Genomic DNA, 20,263 nt, shown 5'->3' with positions numbered 1-20,263 from the left:
CCGTAGCATGCGGCTCATCATGTAAGAACCCCTCATGAGCGAACGAACGACTTCTGCAAGCTGGACCCTGGGAATCGTCAAGGCCCTGGAGATGGACGGCCTGGATTGCCGGGCCTTGTTCAAGCAGTTGGGGCTCGACTACGGTGCCCTGGAAGATCCCGACGCGCGCTTCACCCAGGACTCCATGACCCGGCTCTGGCAGCGCGCCGTCGAGCTTTCCGGCAACCCGGCGATCGGCCTGAACATGGGCAAGGTGGTGCGTCCGGCGTCTTTTCACGTGGCCGGGTATGCATTGATGTCGAGTCGTACCCTGGCGGAGGGGTTTCAGCGGCTGGTGCGTTATCAGCGGATCATTGCCGAAAGCGCTGACTTGAGTTTCCGCCTTCTTCCCGAGGGCTATGCACTGATCCTGACGGTGCATGGCGACCATTTACCGCCCACCCGGCAAAGTGCCGAGGCTTCGCTGGCCTGTGCCCTGGCCTTGTGCGGCTGGCTGACGGGGCGCGCGTTGCAGCCGCGCAAGGTGTTGCTGCAGGGCGAGCAGCCCGGGGACCTGCAACCCTACAAGGACATGTTCCACGCGCCCCTGGTGTTTGCCGCGCCCTTTGATGCGCTGATCTTCGAGCGTGCCGACATGGAGGCCACGCTGCCCACCGCCAACGAGGCCATGGCCCTGCTGCACGATCGTTTCGCCGGCGAATACCTGGCGCGCTTCTCCGAAAGCCGGGTGACCCACAAGGCGCGGCAGGTCTTGTGTCGCCTGCTGCCCCAGGGGGAGCCCAAGCGCGAGATGGTGGCGCAGACGCTGCACCTGTCCCAGCGCACCTTGCAGCGCCGCCTGCAGGAAGAGGGCACCAGCTTTCAGGCGCTGCTGGATGACACCCGCCGGGAACTGGCAGAGCAGTACCTGGCGCAGCCGCGCATGACCTTGCTGGAAATTGCCTACTTGCTGGGGTTTGCCGACCCGAGCAACTTCTTCCGTGCATTCCGCCGCTGGTTCGATGCCACGCCCGGTGAGTACCGAGCGCGGTTACAGGCCGCGCCGGCCCCGGTCAATGACGCCAGAATGCCGGAATACACAACACGAACACCGTGATGATTTCCAGCCGGCCCAGGAGCATGCCCAGGGACAGGATCCACTTGGCGGCGTCCGGCAGGGTCGAGAAGTTGCCGGCCGGGCCGATGGTTTCGCCCAGGCCCGGGCCCACGCCCGACACGGTGCTGGCGGCACCGGTGAGGGCGGTCATCCAGTCCAGGCCCAGCAGCGACAGGGCCAGGGCGATCATGCAGATGGTGATGGCGAAGAAGAACGAGAAGGTCAGGATCGAGCGGACGATTTCTTCGTCCAGGCGATGGCCGTTGTACTTCTGCTTGATCACCGCCCTCGGGTGAATCAGTTGATTGAGGTTGGCCTTGAGCAGGATGTAGGCGACCTGGAAGCGGAAGATCTTGATCCCGCCGGCAGTGGAGCCGGAACAGCCGCCGACAAACCCCAGGTAAAAGAACAGCATCAGTGAGAAATTGCCCCACAGGCTGTAGTCGCCCAGGGCGAAGCCGGTGGTGGTGACCACCGACGTCACGTTCAGCGCCACGTGGCGCAGGGCCTCGAGCCAGTGCAGGTTGGTGGTCCACCAGTACCAGGTGCCGAGTACCAGCCAGGTCACCAGCAGCAGCCCGAGCAGGCCCTGGACCTGCTGATCCTTGATCAGCGCCCGGCGGTTGCCACGCAAAGTGGCCACATAGAGGGTGAAGGGCAGGCTGCCGAGGATCATCACCACCACCGCCACCCAGTGCACCGCCGGTTGTTTCCAGTGGGCCAGGGAATCGTCCGAGGTGGAGAAACCGCCGGTGGAGATCGCCGACATGGCGTGGTTGATGGCATCGAACACGTTCATCCCGGCCCACCAGAACGCCAGGCTGCCAAAGATGGTAATGCCCACGTAGGTGGCGACGATCAGCCGGGCGACCATGTGCGAGCGCGGCATGACCTTTTCCGAGCGGTCCGAGGATTCGGTCTGGAACAGGCGCATACCACCGATACGCAGCAACGGCAGGATCGCCACCGCCATGCCGATGAAGCCGATGCCCCCCAGCCAGTGCAGCATCGAACGCCAGATCAGGATCCCAGGCGACATGCTGTCCAGGCCGCTGAGCACCGTGGCGCCGGTGGCGGTGATGCCGGACATGCTTTCAAAGAACGAGTCGGTGTAGCTGATGTGCTGGGTCAGCAGGAATGGCAGGGCGGCAAAGATGCACACCACCAGCCAACTGGAGACGGTCAGCAGGTACATGTCGCGGGGGCGCAGGTGAACGTGCTCGGGGCGCCCGGGGATCACCAGGGCCAGGCCGGCGATAAAGGTGATCATGCTGGCCCAGAGGAAGGACGGCAGGTCGCCGGTACGTTCGAAGACCACCAGGGTCGCCATCGGCACCACCATGGCGATCGCCAGGGTGATGAGGAAGATGCCGATGATGAAACCAATGATCCTTAAGGTCGGCAACGCCATGTGTTCCGCTCGGGCTGGTAGATGAAGGGCGCCCATTCTACCTGCGGGGCAGGGCATGTAAACCGGCACCCGGCCGGCAGATCCCGCTAGAATGGCCGGACATTTTTTTCAGGAGGTGGCCGATGGAGGCTCTCGACGCTTTGCTCAACCGTGTTTCCGTGCCGCGCCTGGTGGAGCCCGCGCCTAGCGCCGCGCAGCGCGAAGCCTTGTTCGCCGCCGCCCTGCGCGCGCCGGATCATGGTCAGTTGCGCCCCTGGCGGTTCCTTACCGTCGAAGGTGCGGCACGCGAGCAGTTGGGCGAGTTGCTGGTGGAGGCGGTACAGCTGCAGGGCGGCGAAGTGACCCAGGCGGCCCTGGACAAGGCCCGCGCCATGCCCCTGCGCGCACCACTGGTGGTTGTGGTGGTCGCCCGTTTGCAGGAGCACTTCAAGGTGCCCAGGAGCGAGCAATTGCTGGCAGCGGGCTGCGCGGCCCACGGTATCCTGCTGGCGGCCTACGCCCAGGGGATCGGCGCGGTGTGGCGTACTGGCGAGTTGTCCTACTCGCCCCATGTAGCCAAGGGCCTGGGCCTGGAGGACGGCGAAGAGATCATTGCCTTCCTTTATCTTGGCACGCCGCTGAATGAGCCGCGGATCGCCCCCAAGGTCGATACCGCCGAGTTCGTCAGCGCCTGGACTGCCAAGGCCTGATTTTCCTCTTCTAACGCTGTGTACCTCGCGGGCAAACCCGCTGTTGCCGGACCCGGCGGCAGCGGCTTGCCCGCGTTGCGTTCAGGCCTGCACCACGGCGCCGGGGACCAGGGGCAGTTCCAGGGTGGCGATGAATCCGCCCTGAGGATGGTTGGCCAGCAGCAGGCTGCCACCGTGACGCTCTGCGGCGCGGCGGGCGATGGCCAGCCCCAGGCCATGGCCCGGAGCGCTTTGCCCCGGGGCGCGGAAGAAGGGCTCTCCCAGCTGGCTCAAGTGCTCGGCTTCTACGCCGGGTCCATGATCGCGCACGCTGATCTGGATCTTCTCGCCCTGGCGTTGGGCCGTGACTTCGATCGCTTGCCCGGCGGGGTTGAAGCGCTGAGCGTTGCGCAGCAGGTTGTCCACTGCCCGCTCCAGCATGGTCGGCCAACCGCGCAGGTGCAGCTGTGGCGGGGCGGTTATCAGCACCGGCTGTTCCGGGCAGGCCAGTTGCGCGTCTTTCTGCACGGCGACCAGCAAGGCGTTAAGGTCCACTTCTTCGGCGCTGGCGTTGTCCGCATCGACCCGGGCCAACACCAGAATCTCGCTGATCAGCGCTTCCAGGCGGTCACATTCGCGGGTCAGCCGCGGCCAGAGCTTTTCCCGTTCTTCGGGGGCGGCCCGTTCCGCCAATGCCAGGGCGATGCGCAGGCGGGCCAGGGGCGAGCGCAGTTCGTGGGACACGTCCCGCAGCAGTTGGCGCTGGCTGCCGATCAGGCTCTGCAGGCGCGAGCCCATGCGGTTGAAGTCCCGGGCCAGTACACCGAATTCGTCGCGGCGGTTGGACAGGCGCGCCAGGCTGTTCTGCTGGTAGGTGGCCTGGCCCAGGTCGTGTACCGCGCCGCGCAGGCGGCTCAGGGGACGAGTGATGGACAGGGTGACCAGGAGGCTGAACAGGGTCAGCACCACCAGGGCGATGGCCAGGGCGCTGAGGGGCCAGGTCAGGCTGTCGCGGTGCCAGGCGTCCAGTTCCGGATGGGGGATGCGATAGATGAACAGGTAGGTGTCGCCGGTTTTCGGGCTGGTGTATTCCGCCGTCAGGCGGCGCCAGGGCAGGTGCCGGTCGTCATTGTTCTGCCGGGCTTCGAAGGCCGCGGCGCGGCGCGGGAAGGTGCCGCGAACCACTGGGTCGCCGCTCTCGTTGAGCACCTGGACATCGATGTGGTACTGGCGCTTGCGCTGCTGGAGGATGTCCTGGGCAGCGTCCTCGCCCTGGTTCTCGTAGGTCTGTGTCCATTCCTCGGTCAGGCTGTTGAGGCCGGGGTGACGGCTGAGGATCCAGGCATCCTGGTTGAGCATGTGCCCGAGCAGGATCGACAGCCCTGCAACCAGGGTGATGGCCAGCCAGAAGCTGGCCAGGATGCGCCAGAACAATGAACGCACAGGAACTCCTCGAACGCGAAAGCCCAGTGGGGGGAGGCCACTGGGCTGGGGGTGGACGCTAACGCATTATTGCGCTTTTTGCGGTTGCTGCGCTTTCCAGGCCTTGAACTCGGCCCATTCGGCGCGACGCTCCTCTTGTTTCTTGACGATGGCGTCAAACTCTTTCTGCTGCTCTGGCTTGAGCAGGGCGCGGATATCGGCCTGGGTCTTCTGGTGCTTGGCGGTCAGCTCATCCTTCATGGCTTTCTGGTCGGCCGGCGAGAGTTTCTCCAAGTACTTTTCCACCACGGCCTTGCGGTCTTGCATTTGCTCGCCCATCAGCTTGCCGATCTGCTGGCGCTGTTCGCGGCTCAGGTCCAGTTGGCTGAAAGGGCCTTTGCCGCGCATGTGCTCGCTGTGCCGAGGGCCGTCCATGGGGCCCATCGGGCCGTGACCTTCCGGCATGGCCATGGCCACGGTTGGCAGGGCGGCGGCGAACATCAGAGCGATCAGGGTCTTGCGCATGGTGTATCTCCTTGTCTCATTCCCGGTAAGTTCCGGATGAGTTCAGGTTACCCAGATCAAGGTCAGCGGCAGTCAGCGGAGGGTAAAGCTTGGGTAAAGAAGGTATTTCACGGCCCTGACAAATCTGCCAGGGCACATCGGGATCAGAGGCTGTAGTAGTAGCCGCGGCTGCGCAGGGCGACGATCCGTGGACGGCCGTCGGGGTGCGGGCCGATCTTCTTGCGCAGGTTGCTGACATGCATGTCCAGGCTGCGGTCATACAGGGTCAGCTTGCGGCCCAGGGCGATCTGCGCCAGTTCCTGCTTGTCCAGGGGCTCGCCCGGTTGCTTGAGCAGGGCTTCGAGCAGGCGGCTTTCGGAAACGGTCAGGGTAATGTCCTGCTCGTCGATGTTGACCACACCGCGCAGCGGGCTGAAGCACAGGTCGCCCAGTTCCATCTGGCTGGAGGCCGCCACCGGATGGCTGCGGCGCAGTACGGCACGCAGGCGGGCGGTGAGTTCACGGGGGTCGCAGGGCTTGGCCAGGTAATCGTCGGCACCCAGTTCCAGGCCGAGGATGCGGTCCAGGGGTTCGCCACGGGCCGAGAGCATCAGCACCGGCAGGTCGGGGTGCTCATTGCGCAGTTGCTTGAGCAGCTCCAGGCCGCTGCCGTCGGGCAGCATCACGTCCAGTACCACCGCTGACGGCGCCGTTTCGGCCAGGGCGCGACGGGCGCTCAGGCCATCGTGGCAGGCCCGCACTAGAAAACCTTCCTGGCTCAGCCAACTGCTCAGGAGCTCGCACAGCTCCTGGTCATCATCAATCAGTAACAGGTCGCTCATGAATCTCTCAATTTAGCCATTGTCGACGCTTGCGATGCCCGCCACTGGCGAAGATCCCGCAGAGCAGGGCCAGCAGGGCCACGCCGCCGCCGGTGACGAACCACTGCTGTTGATCGGTCAACAGGCGGGGTGCCGGGTTGGCCTGGGCCTCTTTGAGTTGCAGCTTGAGGCGCTGGTTCTCCTGGCGCAAGCGGGTCAGTTGGGGGCTTTCCCGTTCGGCATCGGTATTTTGCAATTGTTTGCTCAGTTCATCGCGCAGGCGCTCGCTTTCTTTCAAGCGTTGCTGCAACTCGGTGATCTGACTGCCGGCGCTCAGGGACAGCGGCGTGGAATGGCCGGTGTCCTGGGTTTCCTCGGCAAGGGCTGGAGCCCCGATCGACAACATGACCAACAGCAGGCACAGCGGACCTTGGCGCATCGAAACTCCTGATTCCAATCGAGTGTTGGGCAGGTTGTCGGCAGTCAAACGAGAATAATGAGCGATTGAGAGCGCGATGAACCGCGAAGGTTCATCGCACCCGGGAGGATTTACGGCATCGATTGCTTGAACGGCTTGACCAGTACATGGGCGTAGACGCCGCAGGTCACGAACGGGTCGGCGTCGGCCCAGGCCTGGGCGGCGCTCAGGGAGTCGAACTCGGCGACGATCAGGCTGCCGCTGAAACCGGCCGCGCCCGGGTCATTGCTGTCGATCGCCGGGTGCGGGCCGGCGAGTACCACGCGCCCCTGATCCTTGAGCACTTGCAGCCGCTCCAGGTGCGCCGGCCGGTTGGCCAGGCGTTTTTCCAGGGAGTTGGCGACGTCTGTGGCAATGATTGCGTAAAGCATGTCAGTCCTCGGTTTTCGGGGTGGTGGGATCGGCGTCATGCAGGTGGCGCGAGAGGTAGATACCCTGGCCCACCAGGAACAATACGGTCATGCCCAGGCTGCCGAAGACCTTGAAGTCGACCCAGATGCTCTGGAAGGTGAAGGCGACAAACAGGTTGGCGGCGCCGCAGAACAGGAAGAAGGCGATCCAGGCGATGTTCAAGCGGGTCCATACCGGGTCTGGCAACGTCAGGGCGTGGCCCATGATGCGCTTGATCAGCAGGCGGTCGCCGACGAAGTGGCTGCCGATGAAGGCCAGGGCGAACAGCCAGTTGACCACCGGAGCTTTCCATTTAAGGAAGGTTTCGCTGTGGAAGGCCAGGGTCAGGCTGCCGAAGACCAGGCAGGCGATCAGGGTCAGCCACTGGCTTTTTTCCAGCTTGCGCTGGGAGATGAACAGGGCGCCATACACCACCAGGGAACTGATGATCAGCACCGCTGTGGCGCTGTAGATGCCGCCCAGGGTGACTTCGTGACCGGCAAGGTCGACGACGCGGGGATCAATTTTATAGACGATGAAAAACAGGAACAGCGGGATGAAGTCGATGAATTGTTTCACAGTGGCAGCCAGAAGCAGGATGTCCCGGCATAATAACAAACATCCTTGGTAGCGAAAGCGCCAGCTGACTTGAGGTTTTATCGTCCTGTGAATGTTGATTTGCACTGCCATAGCACGGCCTCCGACGGCGCCCTGGCGCCCGCGGTTCTGGTTGCGCGTGCGTACGAGAGAGGCGTGCGAATCCTGTCCCTGACCGACCACGACACCCTCGAAGGGCTGGACGAAGCGCGCCAAGCGGCGCAGCAACTGGGCATGCAGCTGGTCAATGGTGTCGAGCTTTCCTGCACCTGGGGCGGCGCCACTATCCATGTGCTGGGCTACGGCTTCGATACCCAGGCCCCGGCTTTGGTGCAAGCCATCGAAAAGCTCCACGAAGGCCGCTGGCTGCGTTCGGAGGAGATCAGCCGCAAGCTGGCCCTCAAGGGCATGCCGGGAGCGCTGGAAGGCGCCCGGGCGATCCAGCAGGAACTGGGGGACAGTGGCAATGCACCGGCGCGGCCGCACTTTGCCGACTACCTGGTGCGTGCCGGTTTCGTGAAGGATCGCGCCGAGGCGTTTCGCAAATGGCTGGGGGCCGGCAAGCTGGGGGACGTCAAGCAGCACTGGCCGACCCTGGAAGAAACCGTCGGCACACTGCGGGCCGCGGGGGCCTGGGTCAGCCTGGCCCATCCCTGGCATTACGATTTCACCCGCAGCAAGCGTCGCCGCTTGATTGCCGACTATATTCAAGCCGGTGGTCATGCTATCGAAGTGGTCAATGGCCACCAACCTGCAGAGCAAGTGGGCAGTTTGGCTATCCTTGCTCGTGAATTCGGACTGCTGGTCAGCGCTGGCAGTGACTTTCATGGCCCTGGAGGCTGGTCCGAGATTGGTGAGTATCGCCCGGTCCCGGAAGACCTGCCGCCCCTTTGGTGTCGGTTCAAACATGAGCCAATTATTGCCGCCTGAACAGGTAGAGACAGTGAGTCAATTTTTCCAGATCCACCCGGAAAACCCCCAGCCACGCCTGATCAAACAGGCCGTCGAGATCATTCGCAGCGGCGGTGTGGTGATCTATCCCACGGATTCGTCCTACGCCGTCGCCTGCCAGATGGGCGACAAGGGCGCAATCGAACGGGTTCGACGCCTGCGCCAGCTGGACGACAAGCACAACTTCGCGCTGATCTGCAGCGACCTTTCGCAGTTGGGCCTGTTCGCCAAGATCGACACGGGCACTTTCCGTCTGCTCAAGGCCCATGTGCCGGGGCCCTACACCTTCATTCTCAACGCCACCCGGGAAGTGCCGCGCCTGCTGCTGCACCCCAAGCGCCGGACCATCGGCCTGCGGGTGCCGAGCAACCCGATCGCCCTGGCGCTGCTGGCCGAGCTGGGCGAGCCGCTGATGAGCGTCAGCCTGATCATGCCCGGTGATACCGAGGCCCTGAGCGATCCCTACGAGATGCGCCAGTTGCTGGAGCACCAGGTGGACCTGATCATCGATGGCGGTTTCGGCAGCACCGAGTCGTCCACGGTGATCAATCTCGCCGACGGCGAGCCGGAAGTGATCCGCGTCGGTTGCGGCGACCCCGCGCCGTTCATGGCCGAGGCCTAGATGTCCGCAGTGGAAACCGTCGACGACCAGGCCGGCGCCCAGCAGGAGCTGCCCTTCGCCATGGTCTACGGCCAGGCGGTCATGGAAATGCCCCTGGACCTGTACATCCCCCCGGATGCCCTGGAAGTCTTTCTCGAAGCCTTCGAAGGCCCGCTGGACCTGCTGCTGTACCTGATCCGCAAGCAGAACATCAACATCCTCGACATCCCGGTGGCGGAGATCACCCGCCAGTACATGGGTTATGTGGAGCTGATGCAGTCGGTGCGCCTGGAACTGGCCGCCGAGTACCTGGTGATGGCGGCAATGCTTGCCGAGATCAAGTCGCGCATGCTCCTGCCGCGCTCAGCCGAGGTCGAGGAAGAAGAGGACGATCCGCGGGCCGAACTGATCCGCCGCCTGCAGGAATACGAGCGCTTCAAGGCGGCCGCCGAGGGCATCGACGGCCTGAGCCGGGTCGGTCGCGATGTGCTGGTGCCCAAGCTCGACGCCCCGGAGGCCCGGGCGCGCAAGCTGCTGCCGGATGTGGCCCTGGAAGAGTTGCTGATGTCCATGGCCGAGGTGCTGCGCCGTGGCGACATGTTCGAAAGCCATCAGGTGAGCCGCGAGGCGCTGTCCACCCGCGAGCGCATGAGCGATGTGCTGGAGCGGCTCAAGGGCGGCGGTTTCGTGCCCTTTGTCGAGCTGTTCACCGCCGAGGAAGGGCGCCTGGGGGTGGTGGTGACCTTCATGGCGATCCTCGAACTGGTCAAGGAATCCTTGGTCGAGCTGGTGCAGAATGAGCCCTTTGCGGCCATCCACGTGCGGGCGCGAGCCGAATAACGAGCTTAAATCATGAATTTGAATGAACCCCGCGAGCTGGCGCCCCTGCTCGAAGCCTTTCTGTTGGCCTCGGGAAAACCCCAGTCCCTGGAACGCCTGTTCGAGCTCTTCGAAGAAGCCGAGCGGCCGGACCCGGCGGTCTTCAAGAAAGCCCTGGCCCTGCTCGGCAAGTCCTGCGAAGGGCGGGCCTTCGAGCTCAAGGAAGTGGCCTCCGGCTATCGCCTGCAGATCCGCGAGAAGTTCGCGCCCTGGGTCGGCCGCCTGTGGGAAGAGCGCCCACAGCGTTACTCGCGCGCCATGCTGGAAACCATGGCCCTGATCGCCTATCGCCAACCCATCACCCGGGGCGAGATCGAGGACGTGCGTGGCGTGGCGGTCAACAGCCATATCGTCAAGACCTTGCTGGAACGTGAGTGGATCCGCGTGGTGGGGTATCGCGACGTGCCGGGCAAGCCGGCGATGTTCGCCACCACCAAGGCGTTTCTCGATCACTTCAACCTGAAGAACCTCGACGACCTGCCGCCTTTGGCGGAACTGCGGGAGATCGAGGCCGAGCCGGTATTGGAATTCGACGACGCGCCGGTGCCCGAGCACCTGCAACAACTGGCCGATGCCAGCGCCGAGCCGGAGGAACCCAAGGAAGAAACCAGCTTCCATACCCTGCTGCTGGAGCTGGATTCCATGGAGGAGGGGATCAAGACCGACTTCGAAGACTTGCACCGTGATGGTGTGGTGGAACCGGAGCAGGGAGGAGTGCAAGAGCCGGTGCCGGATCTCCCGCAGGAGGAGGCCCGGACCGAATCTGAGTTCCTCGCCGATGAGCCCGATGAATTCCCGGTCGAACCCGAGGACCGGCCGCCGGTCGAAGCAGAGGATGATGTGCTGGGCGTGGCCGAGGCCCGGGCCAAGTTGCTCGCCGCAGTAGCCGCTCTGGAGCCTGCTACGCCGCAGTTGAGCGAGGAAGAGGCCGAAGCCCTGGCCCTGGCCGAAGCCATCGAAAACGAACGCCGCCTGCTGGACGATTGACCTTGTAGTCGCTGGCCGGCTCGGCGCATGGCTGGCGGTTTTTTTCGCCGGCAAGCCGGCTCCTACAGAGGTGATGGATGAGTTCTGCCAAGGATCCCTGCATCAGCGTGTGCAAGTTCAGCGATGACATCTGCATCGGCTGCGGGCGCAGCAAGCGTGAGATCAAGGCCTGGAAGAAGCTCGACAAGGCCGAGCGCCGTCAAGTGCTGGCTGAAGCCGCCATGCGCCTGCTGCAATTGCGCGCCACCGGCCGGCGGAAAAAGTCCTGAGGGGCGACTTATCAACTAGTCTGTGATGCGCAACCGCCGCCATGAGCGTATGATTCGCGACCCTTTGGCGATCCCTTCGCCACAGACCCTGTTTTCCACCCTTCAGGCCGCTCAAGCCTGAAGCGACACACCGGGAGGTGCCCAGATGAGCGATACCGATCAGAACGACCAGGAAATCCGTCCAGCCGGCGAAAAACTGCAGAAAGTCCTCGCCCGCATCGGCGTCGGCTCGCGCCGCGATGTCGAGTCCTGGATCAGCCAGGGCCGGATCAAGGTCAACGGCAAAGAGGCCACCCTGGGCCTGCGCGTCGACCTGCATGACGCCATTTCCATCGATGGCAAGGTGATCAAGCGCGAAGAGGCCGCCGAATCGGTGCGCCGCGTGATCATGTACAACAAGCCCGACGGCGAGATCTGCACCCGCGACGACCCGGAAGGCCGCCCGACCGTGTTCGACAAGCTGCCGCGTCCGCGCGAAGGCCGCTGGATCAACATTGGCCGCCTGGACATCAACACCACCGGTCTTTTGATGTTCACCACCGACGGTGAGCTGGCCAACCGCCTGATGCACCCTTCCTACGAGATGGACCGTGAGTACGCGGTGCGTGTGCGTGGCGAGGTCGACGACGAGATGATCGAGCGCCTCAAGGCCGGCGTCATGCTCGAAGACGGCCCGGCCAAGTTCACCGACATTCAGCAGGCGCCCGGTGGCGAAGGTTTCAACCACTGGTACCACTGCGTGGTGATGGAAGGTCGCAACCGTGAAGTGCGCCGCTTGTGGGAATCCCAGGGCCTGGTGGTCAGCCGCCTGAAGCGCGTGCGCTTCGGTCCGGTGTTCCTCAACTCCGACCTGCCCATGGGCCGCTGGCGCGAAATGAGCCAGTACGAAGTCGATGTGCTCAGCGCCGAAGTCGGCCTGACGCCGGTGGCCATGCCGCAGCTCAATGCCAAGTCCAAGGACAAGCTGGAGCGCATGCAGCGCAAATCCTCGCGTCCGGTGGGCAAGAGCGAGCGCGTGCGCACCCTGCGTCCGGCCAATGGCAGCGCGGCCACCCCGCGTGTTTCCCGCGAGCCGCAGATCGAAGGCGAGCGTCCTGGCCGCAAGCCGGCTGCCCGTCCGGATGGCGAGCGTGGCTCCCGTGCTCCGCGTCCGGCTACTGGCCGCGGCACTCCGGTGGCCGAACGCCCCGCGGACACCAAGCGTCCGGCCAAGCCGGCGCCCAAGTCCAAGCGCCCAAGCCTGGTGCTGGACAAGGACGCACCGTCCGGCAAGCGCCGTGGCGCCCCGGCCGGTTCCGGCCAGCGTCCCGGTTTTGGTCGCCGCAAGCCGGAGTGATTCCCGGCCTGCCGACAAAAACGCCAACCTCCGGGTTGGCGTTTTTTTTTGCCTGCAACTGCGCAGGAGCCGGCTTGCCGGCGAACCGGGCCGCCCGGCTTGCGCAGGCTGATAGCGGCCTTCTGGCCCGCCAGCTCCTACGCTAGAAGGCGAACTGGCCGTCGAACACAGGCTTGTTATCCACCGCCAGCACTCCGGAACTGAAGATCAGGTCCAGGTGATGGCTGCCTTTGGCGCCGCCCCCCAGGCCCAGGTGCAGGCCGCAATGGCGCTCTTCGAAGCCGGAGTTGCGCCCGTAGAGAGACCTGATGCCCTCGTTGGTGCCGATTCCCAGTTCCTCTATGCGCCGGTTGGACGGGTTGGCATCCAGGTACTTGTTGAAGTCATTGGCCAGCCCCGGCACCTCGGTGGCCACCCGGCTGATGCTGGAGTTCTCGATCCACAGTTCCAGCGGTGCTTTCAGCACCCCGTACTTGCGGGCGAAAGGGATGGTGCTGAGGAAGGTGCCGAGAAACTTCACATGGCCGTTGATGGCATCGCTGTGGGTGGCGATTTCCCCCGGTGCCAGGTCGTAGTTGCCGACGCCGTTGATGTCGGTCCATTTCTTCACGCTGTTCAAGGGCGCTTCGAAATATGAGCCCTGAAGGTCACTGAAGCTCAGGGTGGTGGCCTGGGACAGGCGGCGGATCAGAGTGGCGTTGAGGTCGGCAATGCGTTGTGGCTCGACGCTGAAGGTGTCGTAGAAGTACTCGCCGTAATCCTTGAACAGCAGGGACTTCTTCCAGTGCTCGGCCATCAGCCCATGCAGCGGCCGCAGGAACTCCGGGCCGTCGGGGTGTGGCTGGGGCAGGGTCGAGGAGTCGTAGAAGAAGATGTACAGGTCACAGTCGATGATGGCCTGGGCAAGGGTCGCCGCCGGCTCCTGGTCCAGGCGCAGGGCGCTGACCGTCAGTGGGGTGGCCTGGCGCGACTGTTCGAGGATGGCGCTGACCATGGCCTGGTACTCGGCGGTGTGGCCGATCACCACCCTGGAGGGCTGGGCGCCGCTCAAGGCCGGATGCCGCTCGAGGTAGTACAGGAAATGGCGGATGGCGCGGGTCTGGTCCATAAAACCTCCCTGGAGGACAAAGGTGACCGGCGCAGGCACCAGGCCTGCACCGGTCCGGGCGCCTTACATCGGCCACATGGCAGTGCCGAATGGCACCACCGCGTCGGCCTGCATCATTTCCACTGCTGCTTCATGGGTGGCGGCTTCGAACCAGTCGTCCAGTTGCAGTTCGGTTTCCAGGTCTTGTTCCAGTGCTTGCATGGTGTCTCTCCTAGATACAGTGCGTGTAAGCAGTCCATTGGCGGAGCAGTTGAACAGCGGAGAACGGGAAGGTTGCTGGGCCGCTCATCCACTCCCGGAACTTGTCGGCTGGCTGAGCCGGCAAGTGGCTGGAAACCTAGTCCAGGGCATTTTGAAGTGCAAAAAAATAATTAGATTATTTTCTGCTGAACTTTATTTTCTATTTTTAGGTGAAATATTTATTCCCAGAAAACAAAAAGCTAAGGCTTTTCCGCTTGTCGGGCGGCGTGGGTGTCAATTTGCAGTCGGTTCGCCAGTTGATCTGGTTTGGCAATTTATCGTTACGCCTCGTAAAGAAAAAATTACGAAATGCGCCGTGATCCGCCTGTAATTCGCGGCGATGGATGTGCTGTAAGGAAAAGCTGCCGGCAGTTGTTCGGGAAAGCCACCGCCGAGGCTCTAGCCCGCTTGTTCCGGGGCGCCAAGGCAGGTGAGATGCACACCTGCCTGCGTACAGGTGCATAACAAGAAGGAGGCGCAATGAACGCCGTAACCGACTTTCACCCACACCCTTCGATGGGCGATGGCCTTCGCTCATTCATCGACGACCCCACTCGGTCCGTCCACTTTCGCGCCGCCGATGCCGAGCATCGGGCTGGCCCCGCAGGATTCCGGTTACCGGCACGCTGATAAAGCGGTGTCTGGCGGCAGGGAGTCAGGGGTGTACAATGCGCGGCGTTTTAACTGTGACCCAACTGCGTACCCGCGCATTTTGCGCCTGAAACGTGCTTTCCAGACCGCTTGCGAGGCGCTGAAGAGCTCGCTGCAAGGCCAATAAACTCAAGGTTATCCACCTTGTTCACTCCGCCGCGTCACGAGCGTGGTGGGTTCGATTTCGTCACAGATAAAAACAAACAGGTGACGCATGACCGTTAAAAGAACGCTGAACTTCTGGTGCCTGCGCTGGGGTTTGATCCGCGCCGCTTAAGCCTTTACCGGGCGGCAACGTCTGACACACATTACCTTGCGTGAGAGCCTTTTCATGAGTGGACAAAACTCGCATTCGGGCGAGCTGAAACGCGGCCTGAAGAATCGCCATATTCAACTGATCGCCCTGGGCGGCGCGATTGGTACCGGTTTGTTCCTGGGGTCGGCCGGGGTGCTCAAGTCCGCCGGCCCGTCGATGATCCTCGGTTATGCCATCTGCGGTTTCATCGCTTTCATGATCATGCGCCAGCTCGGCGAGATGATCGTCGAGGAGCCGGTGGCCGGCTCCTTCAGCCACTTTGCCCATAAATACTGGGGCGGCTTTGCCGGTTTCCTCTCGGGCTGGAACTGCTGGATCCTCTATATCCTGGTGGGCATGTCGGAGCTGACCGCGGTCGGCAAGTATGTGCACTACTGGTGGCCGGACGTCCCGACCTGGGCCTCGGCAGCCGTGTTCTTCGTCATGATCAACGCCATCAACCTGGCCAACGTCAAGGTCTTCGGCGAGGCCGAGTTCTGGTTCGCCATCATCAAGGTGGTCGCCATCGTCGGCATGATCGCCCTGGGCAGCTACCTGTTGGTCAGCGGCCACGGCGGCCCGCAGGCCTCGGTGAGCAACCTGTGGTCCCACGGCGGCTTCTTCCCCAATGGGGTCAGCGGCCTGGTGATGGCCATGGCAATCATCATGTTCTCCTTCGGCGGCCTGGAAATGCTCGGTTTCACTGCAGCGGAAGCCGACAAGCCGAAGACCGTGATCCCCAAGGCGATCAACCAGGTGATCTATCGCATCCTGATTTTCTACATCGGCGCCCTGGTGGTGCTGCTGTCGCTGACGCCGTGGGACACCCTGCTGGTGACCCTGAACGCTTCCGGCGATGCCTACAGCGGCAGCCCGTTCGTCCAGGTGTTCTCGATGCTGGGCAGCAACACCGCGGCGCACATCCTCAACTTCGTGGTCCTGACCGCGGCGCTGTCGGTGTACAACAGCGGCACCTATTGCAACAGCCGCATGCTCCTGGGCATGGCCGAGCAGGGCGATGCGCCCAAGGCCCTGGCCAAGATCGACAAGCGCGGCGTACCGGTGATGTCGATCCTCGCTTCGGCGCTGGTGACCTTCGTCGCCGTGGTGCTCAACTACCTGATTCCGCAGCACGCCCTGGAGCTGCTGATGTCCCTGGTGGTGGCGACCCTGGTGATCAACTGGGCGATGATCAGCTACTCGCACTTCAAGTTCCGCCAGCACATGGAGCGTACCGGCCAGACCTCGCTGTTCAAGGCGCTGTGGTACCCCTACGGCAACTACGTCTGCCTGGCGTTCGTGGTGTTCATCCTGGGCATCATGCTGATGATTCCGGGCATCCAGATCTCGGTGTACGCGATCCCGGTGTGGGTGGTGTTCATGTGGGTCTGCTACTGCATCAAGAACAAGCGCAGTGCCCAGCACGCGCTGCAGGCAGCCAGTGCTTCGCTGAAGTAAGCGCGGCCCTGGCAACGACTAACCCGGCTCCGGCCGGGTTTTTCATGGCCGTGATTTTTGTCGGGGGCTGAGATCGCTTTCGCCGGCAAGCCGGCTCCTACGGTGTGCCTGCCCGCTGTAGGGGGCTGGCTTGCCAGCGAAGAGACCCGCAAGAGCGTGGGGAATGGGGGTATCCTATGCGCCCTGAAGACGGATTCCTGTTCCATGCTGGTGATTTCCAACAACGTGCATCTGCCGGATGCCGAGATCGAGCTGACCGCCATCCGTGCCCAGGGCGCCGGTGGGCAGAACGTCAACAAGGTGTCCAGCGCGGTGCACCTGCGCTTCGACATTCCGGCTTCGTCCCTGCCTCCGTTCTACAAGGAGCGCCTGCTGGCGCTGCGCGACAGCCGCATCACCAGTGACGGCGTGATCATCCTCAAGGCCCAGCAGTACCGCACCCAGGAGCAGAACCGCGCCGATGCCCTGGAGCGCCTCACCGAGCTGATTCTCAGCGCCATCAAGGTGGAGAAGAAGCGCCGCCCGACCAAGCCGACCCTGGGTTCGAAGAAGCGCCGCCTGGAGACCAAGGCCAAGCGCGGCAGCATCAAGGCCGGGCGCGGCAAAGTGGACTTCTAGCGCGCCTCGCGTTCCTGGCGCAGCTTGGGCGCCTGGTGGTACAGGTACAGGCTCAGCACCAGGCCGGTGCAGGCAGCGATGGCGGCGAACAGGAAGATCGAGGCAAAGCCGAAACCGGCAGCAATCGCCCCCGCCAGCGGGCCGGTGATGCCCAGCGACAGGTCGATGAACAGCGAGTAGGCCCCCACTGCCGCGCCGCGGCTGGAGGCTGGCACCAGGTTCACCGCTTCCACCCCCAGGGCCGGGAATACCAGGGAGAAGCCGAAGCCGCTCAGGGCTGCGCCGGCCAGGGCCCAATTGGCATCCGGTGCCAGCCACAGCAGCAACAGGCCGAGGGTTTCCACCGACAGGCAGGCAATCGCCACGCGAAAGCCGCCGAGGCGGTTGATCAGGTTGCCGAACAGCAGTCGCGCGCCGATGAAGCTGGCACCGAACAGGCTCAGGCACAGTACGGCGTTGTCCCAGTGCCGGGTGGCGTAGTACAGGGTGATGAAGGTGGCGATGGTGCCAAAGCCGATGGAGCCCAGGGCCAGGCCGCAGCCGTGGGGAAACACCTTGCCCAGCACGTGGATGAACGGCAAGCGCTCGCCGGCAACGATCGGCGCGGCGAGTTTCGGCCAGGCCAGCAGCAGGCCGAGCAGCGCCAGCAGGATGATGCTCGCTCCCATGCTCCACAGCCCCAGCCGGCTTACCAGCCACACCCCCAGCGGCGCGCCAATGGCCAGGGCGCCGTAGCTGGCGATGCCGTTCCAGGAAATCACCTTGGCGGTATTCTGCGCCCCGACCCGGCCGATGCCCCAGCCGATGGAGCCCGAGCCCACCAGGCTTTCCGCGCTGCCCAGGACCAGGCGGCCGATCAGCAGGCTGATCAGGCTCAGGGTCGGCAGGTTGTGCAGCCAGGCCGAAAGCAGCATGAACACCCCGCTCAAGCCGCAGCCGGCCAGGCCGTACATCACCGCGCGCTTGCTGCCCAGATTGTCGATGATGCGCCCGGCATAGGGCCGGCTGAGCAGGGTGGCCAGGTATTGCACGCTGATCACCAGGCCGGCGATCACCGCGCCAAAGCCCAGCTCGCTGTGCACGTAGCCCGGCAATACTGCCAGCGGAATGCCGATATTCAGGTAGCCGATAAAGGTGAACAGGACGATGGAGACGACGTGCAGCGTGACCGTCAAGGGGCGCTGGGTATCTGGCATGGGGATCGGACCACTGCGACAGCTCAATAGATAGGCTGCTTATGATACCGATGTGCAGGGAGGGGTTGTGGGGGAAATCGATGTGTTGTTCAGATTTTTACCTGGCCGGAGTCGGTTCAGGCGTCATTGTTGCCCAGCAACCGGGTGGTGACCAGGGCGGCCAGGGCATTTTCCTGGGTGCCGAAGCGGGCCAGCAGAGCGGCCTGTTTTTCTTCGCTGAGGCGATTCCACACGTCGATCATCTGTTCGGCAGTGCCGATCAGCACGCTGGCTTGGGTTTCGCTGAAGGATTCGGTCATGGTGCGGCGGGGCTCGGGAGGAGGGTTTCAGGCGGTGTGGAAAGCGCTTGAGTAGCGCTTTCCACACGGTCTGGTTACAGCTTTCAGTCTTCGCTGTCGGCCTTGCGGCTGTCGGCGGCTTCTTGCACTACAGGCTTGTCGGCACTGGCTTGTGGCGGAGTTGTCTGCTCAGTTTCGTGCAGGCTTGGGAAGGGGAGATTCGGGATCTCATGCATGTCGTTGCTCCTCGCAAAGTCTGTTTTTTAAATCGCTGGGTAGATCCGCGCTTTTAAAAAGCTTGGGCAGGATACAGCACTGGAAATGACAAAAAGATTTTTATCGCGCTTTTTGGGATGAAAGGGATTTCATCGAGTGGTGCGGCTTGCCGTCACAGGCAGCCAGAGGGCTGCCTGTGACGGTGCGCAAGTTGCTATACGACCCGGGCGATGGCTTCAGCCAGCAAGTCCAGGCGGCTGGCGTCGATCCCGGCCACGTTGGCGCGGCCGGAGCTGACCATGTACACGCTGTGGTGGTCACGCAGTTCCTGGACCTGGGCAGGGCTCAGGCCGGTGTAGGAGAACATTCCCCGTTGCACGCCGATATGCGCGAAACGTTCGGCCAGGCCGTAAGGCTGCAAGGCCTCCAGCAGGCCGGCGCGCAGTTGCGCGATCCGCAGGCGCATGGTTTCCACTTCGTCGGCCCAGAGGCTTTTCAGCTCCGGGTCGCCGAGGATGGTGGCGACCACCGCCGCGCCGTGATCCGGTGGCGTGGACCACAGGTTACGGGCGATATGGGCCAGTTGGCTGCGCACATCGAGCAGTTTCTCGGCGTCCTGGGTGCAGACGATCAAAGCGCCGGTCCGGTCGCGGTACAGGCCGAAGTTCTTCGAGCAGGAGCTGGTGATCAGCACTTCCGGCAGTTCGGCGGCGAACAGCCGCACTGCCCAGGCATCCTGCTCCAGGCCATCGCCGAAGCCCTGGTAGGCGAAGTCGATCAGCGGCAGCAGCTTGCGGCTGCGTACCACGTCCAGCACGCGTTGCCAGTCGGCGTGGCCGAGGTCGAAGCCGGTGGGGTTGTGGCAGCAGGCGTGCAGCAGCACCACGTCGCCCTCGGGCACCTGGTTCAGGGTCGCCAGCATGGCCTCGACGTCCAGGCGGTTGTCGCTGCCCACATAGGGGTAGTGACTGACCTTGACCCCGGCCGCGGCAAAGATGGTCTCGTGGATCGGCCAGGTCGGGTTGCTCAGCCACACGCCACGGCCCGGCAGGCAGTGGGCGATGAAGTCGGCACTCAGGCGCAGGGCGCCAGTGCCGCCCGGGGTTTGCGTGGCGCCGGCACGCTGGGTGGCGATCAGTTTCGAATCGCTGCCCAGTACCAGTTCATTGATCACCTTGCCGAAGGCCGTGTCGCCATGGCCGCCGATGTAGATCTTGGTGTCCTGGCTGTCCACCAGGCGCTGTTCGGCCAGCTTCACCGAGCGCGGGATCGGCGTCAGGCCCTGGGAGTCCTTGTAGACCCCCACGCCGAGGTCGAACTTGCGCGGGTTGGGATCGTTGGCGTAGGCCCCCATCAGGCCGAGAATCGGGTCGCCGGGAACCCGGCCGATGGCGTCGAAGTGCATTACTTGCGTCCTTCTGCGGTCTTGGCCACTTCATCGGTGCGGGCTGCCATGATGAAGTCGTTGCGGTGCAGGCCCTTGATCGAGTGGCTCCACCAGGTCACGGTGACCTTGCCCCACTCGGTGAGCAGGCCCGGGTGGTGGCCTTCGGCCTCGGAGATCTCGCCCATGGCGTTGGTGAAAGCCAGGGCAAATTTGAAGTTCTTGAACAGGAAGACTTTTTCCAGCTGCATCACGCCATCGCGAACTTCGATGTTCCAGTCAGGGATCTGCTTGATCAGTACCGGCAGTTCTTCGTCGCTGACTTGAGGAGCATCGGCACGGCAGGCTTCGCAATGGGCTTGGTTCAGAGCGGTCATGGTGGGTTCCCAGGATTCAATTCTTGTTGGAA

At 63.5% G+C, this 20,263-nt stretch carries 25 protein-coding genes; 11 read left to right on the top strand and 14 right to left on the bottom strand.

What is annotated here, in order from left to right:
• Positions 1–34 precede the first annotated feature (34 nt).
• The gene (locus M2395_RS13315) at positions 35–1,096 is read left to right on the top strand and encodes an AraC family transcriptional regulator (RefSeq protein WP_011059926.1); all 1,062 of its coding nucleotides are present in this window, start codon (positions 35–37) and stop codon (positions 1,094–1,096) included.
• Here M2395_RS13315 and M2395_RS13310 read toward each other — a convergent pair.
• Positions 1,053–2,507, bottom strand: coding sequence for a TrkH family potassium uptake protein (locus M2395_RS13310; RefSeq protein ID WP_011059927.1), 1,455 nt, complete (start codon positions 2,505–2,507; stop codon positions 1,053–1,055). The two genes, M2395_RS13315 and M2395_RS13310, sit on opposite strands and share 44 nt — an antisense overlap.
• A 122-nt stretch (positions 2,508–2,629) precedes the next feature.
• Here M2395_RS13310 and M2395_RS13305 point away from each other — a divergent pair, with 122 nt between their 5' ends.
• On the top strand, positions 2,630–3,196 hold the full coding sequence (locus M2395_RS13305) for a nitroreductase family protein (RefSeq protein WP_011059928.1): 567 nt from the start codon (positions 2,630–2,632) through the stop codon (positions 3,194–3,196).
• An 81-nt stretch (positions 3,197–3,277) separates the two neighbouring features.
• On the opposite strand, the gene M2395_RS13300 is transcribed toward M2395_RS13305, so the two are convergent.
• The 6 genes from M2395_RS13300 to M2395_RS13275 all read right to left on the bottom strand — a co-directional run bounded on the left by M2395_RS13300 (position 3,278) and on the right by M2395_RS13275 (position 7,369).
• The gene (locus tag M2395_RS13300; protein WP_011059929.1) at positions 3,278–4,618 is read right to left on the bottom strand and encodes a HAMP domain-containing sensor histidine kinase; all 1,341 of its coding nucleotides are present in this window, start codon (positions 4,616–4,618) and stop codon (positions 3,278–3,280) included.
• Positions 4,619–4,684: 66 nt separating this feature from the next.
• Positions 4,685–5,122, bottom strand: coding sequence for a Spy/CpxP family protein refolding chaperone (locus tag M2395_RS13295; RefSeq protein ID WP_123430231.1), 438 nt, complete (start codon positions 5,120–5,122; stop codon positions 4,685–4,687).
• Between the two features lie 143 nt (positions 5,123–5,265).
• A complete protein-coding gene (locus tag M2395_RS13290; protein ID WP_011059931.1) occupies positions 5,266–5,943 on the bottom strand; it encodes a response regulator transcription factor in 678 nt (225 codons plus the stop codon).
• A gap of 7 nt (positions 5,944–5,950) precedes the next feature.
• On the bottom strand, positions 5,951–6,361 hold the full coding sequence (locus tag M2395_RS13285; RefSeq protein WP_019093743.1) for a translation initiation factor 2: 411 nt from the start codon (positions 6,359–6,361) through the stop codon (positions 5,951–5,953).
• Positions 6,362–6,471: 110 nt separating this feature from the next.
• Positions 6,472–6,771, bottom strand: coding sequence for a YciI family protein (locus M2395_RS13280; protein ID WP_011059932.1), 300 nt, complete (start codon positions 6,769–6,771; stop codon positions 6,472–6,474).
• Between the two features lies 1 nt (position 6,772).
• Positions 6,773–7,369: a septation protein A gene (locus M2395_RS13275; protein WP_011059933.1), complete on the bottom strand. Its 597-nt coding sequence runs from the start codon at positions 7,367–7,369 to the stop codon at positions 6,773–6,775.
• Between the two features lie 87 nt (positions 7,370–7,456).
• Between M2395_RS13275 and M2395_RS13270 the strand changes: the two genes are divergently transcribed.
• The 6 genes from M2395_RS13270 to rluB all read left to right on the top strand — a co-directional run bounded on the left by M2395_RS13270 (position 7,457) and on the right by rluB (position 12,410).
• Positions 7,457–8,317 (top strand): PHP domain-containing protein, encoded by an 861-nt coding sequence (locus M2395_RS13270; RefSeq protein WP_011059934.1) that lies wholly within the window; start codon positions 7,457–7,459, stop codon positions 8,315–8,317.
• A 13-nt stretch (positions 8,318–8,330) separates the two neighbouring features.
• Positions 8,331–8,960, top strand: coding sequence for an L-threonylcarbamoyladenylate synthase (locus tag M2395_RS13265; protein ID WP_041120586.1), 630 nt, complete (start codon positions 8,331–8,333; stop codon positions 8,958–8,960).
• Positions 8,961–9,080: 120 nt separating this feature from the next.
• Positions 9,081–9,779 carry a ScpA family protein gene (locus tag M2395_RS13260; RefSeq protein ID WP_169893818.1) on the top strand — a complete coding sequence of 233 codons (699 nt, stop codon included), beginning with the start codon at positions 9,081–9,083 and terminating at the stop codon, positions 9,777–9,779.
• A gap of 12 nt (positions 9,780–9,791) precedes the next feature.
• Positions 9,792–10,805 carry an SMC-Scp complex subunit ScpB gene (gene scpB, locus M2395_RS13255; protein ID WP_019093745.1) on the top strand — a complete coding sequence of 338 codons (1,014 nt, stop codon included), beginning with the start codon at positions 9,792–9,794 and terminating at the stop codon, positions 10,803–10,805.
• 77 nt (positions 10,806–10,882) lie between these two features.
• On the top strand, positions 10,883–11,074 hold the full coding sequence (locus M2395_RS13250; protein ID WP_011059938.1) for a DUF1289 domain-containing protein: 192 nt from the start codon (positions 10,883–10,885) through the stop codon (positions 11,072–11,074).
• A gap of 145 nt (positions 11,075–11,219) precedes the next feature.
• The gene (gene rluB / locus M2395_RS13245) at positions 11,220–12,410 is read left to right on the top strand and encodes a 23S rRNA pseudouridine(2605) synthase RluB (protein ID WP_041116636.1); all 1,191 of its coding nucleotides are present in this window, start codon (positions 11,220–11,222) and stop codon (positions 12,408–12,410) included.
• 142 nt (positions 12,411–12,552) lie between these two features.
• Here the strand turns inward: rluB and M2395_RS13240 are convergent, their stop codons facing one another.
• Together M2395_RS13240 and M2395_RS13235 are read right to left on the bottom strand one after the other, a co-directional pair.
• Positions 12,553–13,518 carry a leucyl aminopeptidase gene (locus M2395_RS13240; RefSeq protein ID WP_053149710.1) on the bottom strand — a complete coding sequence of 322 codons (966 nt, stop codon included), beginning with the start codon at positions 13,516–13,518 and terminating at the stop codon, positions 12,553–12,555.
• Positions 13,519–13,581: 63 nt separating this feature from the next.
• A complete protein-coding gene (locus M2395_RS13235; RefSeq protein ID WP_011059941.1) occupies positions 13,582–13,719 on the bottom strand; it encodes a hypothetical protein in 138 nt (45 codons plus the stop codon).
• A 49-nt stretch (positions 13,720–13,768) separates the two neighbouring features.
• On the opposite strand from M2395_RS13235, the gene M2395_RS13230 reads away from it, so the two are divergent.
• The 3 genes from M2395_RS13230 (at position 13,769) to arfB (ending at position 16,780) form a co-directional block, all read left to right on the top strand.
• On the top strand, positions 13,769–14,089 hold the full coding sequence (locus tag M2395_RS13230) for a hypothetical protein (RefSeq protein WP_134532568.1): 321 nt from the start codon (positions 13,769–13,771) through the stop codon (positions 14,087–14,089).
• Positions 14,090–14,740: 651 nt separating this feature from the next.
• Entirely contained in the window at positions 14,741–16,162 is a 1,422-nt protein-coding gene (locus tag M2395_RS13225) for an amino acid permease (RefSeq protein WP_011059942.1), read from the top strand.
• Positions 16,163–16,366: 204 nt separating this feature from the next.
• Positions 16,367–16,780, top strand: a complete 414-nt coding sequence (gene arfB / locus M2395_RS13220) for an alternative ribosome rescue aminoacyl-tRNA hydrolase ArfB (RefSeq protein WP_011059943.1) — start codon at positions 16,367–16,369, stop codon at positions 16,778–16,780.
• On the opposite strand, the gene M2395_RS13215 is transcribed toward arfB, so the two are convergent.
• From M2395_RS13215 to M2395_RS13195, 5 genes are all read right to left on the bottom strand, one after another.
• Positions 16,777–17,976 carry an MFS transporter gene (locus tag M2395_RS13215; RefSeq protein ID WP_011059944.1) on the bottom strand — a complete coding sequence of 400 codons (1,200 nt, stop codon included), beginning with the start codon at positions 17,974–17,976 and terminating at the stop codon, positions 16,777–16,779. The genes arfB and M2395_RS13215 overlap by 4 nt on opposite strands.
• Before the next feature lie 116 nt (positions 17,977–18,092).
• A complete protein-coding gene (locus tag M2395_RS13210; RefSeq protein WP_011059945.1) occupies positions 18,093–18,275 on the bottom strand; it encodes a hypothetical protein in 183 nt (60 codons plus the stop codon).
• An 83-nt stretch (positions 18,276–18,358) separates the two neighbouring features.
• Complete coding sequence (locus tag M2395_RS13205; RefSeq protein ID WP_015634613.1) at positions 18,359–18,490, bottom strand: hypothetical protein; 132 nt, start codon at positions 18,488–18,490, stop codon at positions 18,359–18,361.
• 194 nt (positions 18,491–18,684) lie between these two features.
• Positions 18,685–19,875 carry an amino acid aminotransferase gene (locus M2395_RS13200; RefSeq protein ID WP_123430232.1) on the bottom strand — a complete coding sequence of 397 codons (1,191 nt, stop codon included), beginning with the start codon at positions 19,873–19,875 and terminating at the stop codon, positions 18,685–18,687.
• Positions 19,875–20,231, bottom strand: a complete 357-nt coding sequence (locus M2395_RS13195; RefSeq protein ID WP_007930096.1) for a 4a-hydroxytetrahydrobiopterin dehydratase — start codon at positions 20,229–20,231, stop codon at positions 19,875–19,877. The genes M2395_RS13200 and M2395_RS13195 overlap by 1 nt, the downstream gene beginning before the upstream one ends.
• Positions 20,232–20,263: the final 32 nt, after the last annotated feature.

It is taken from the genome of Pseudomonas sp. BIGb0176 (assembly GCF_024810175.1).
GTDB lineage: Bacteria > Pseudomonadota > Gammaproteobacteria > Pseudomonadales > Pseudomonadaceae > Aquipseudomonas > Aquipseudomonas protegens.
This window is presented reverse-complemented; position numbering and strand designations above follow the sequence as displayed.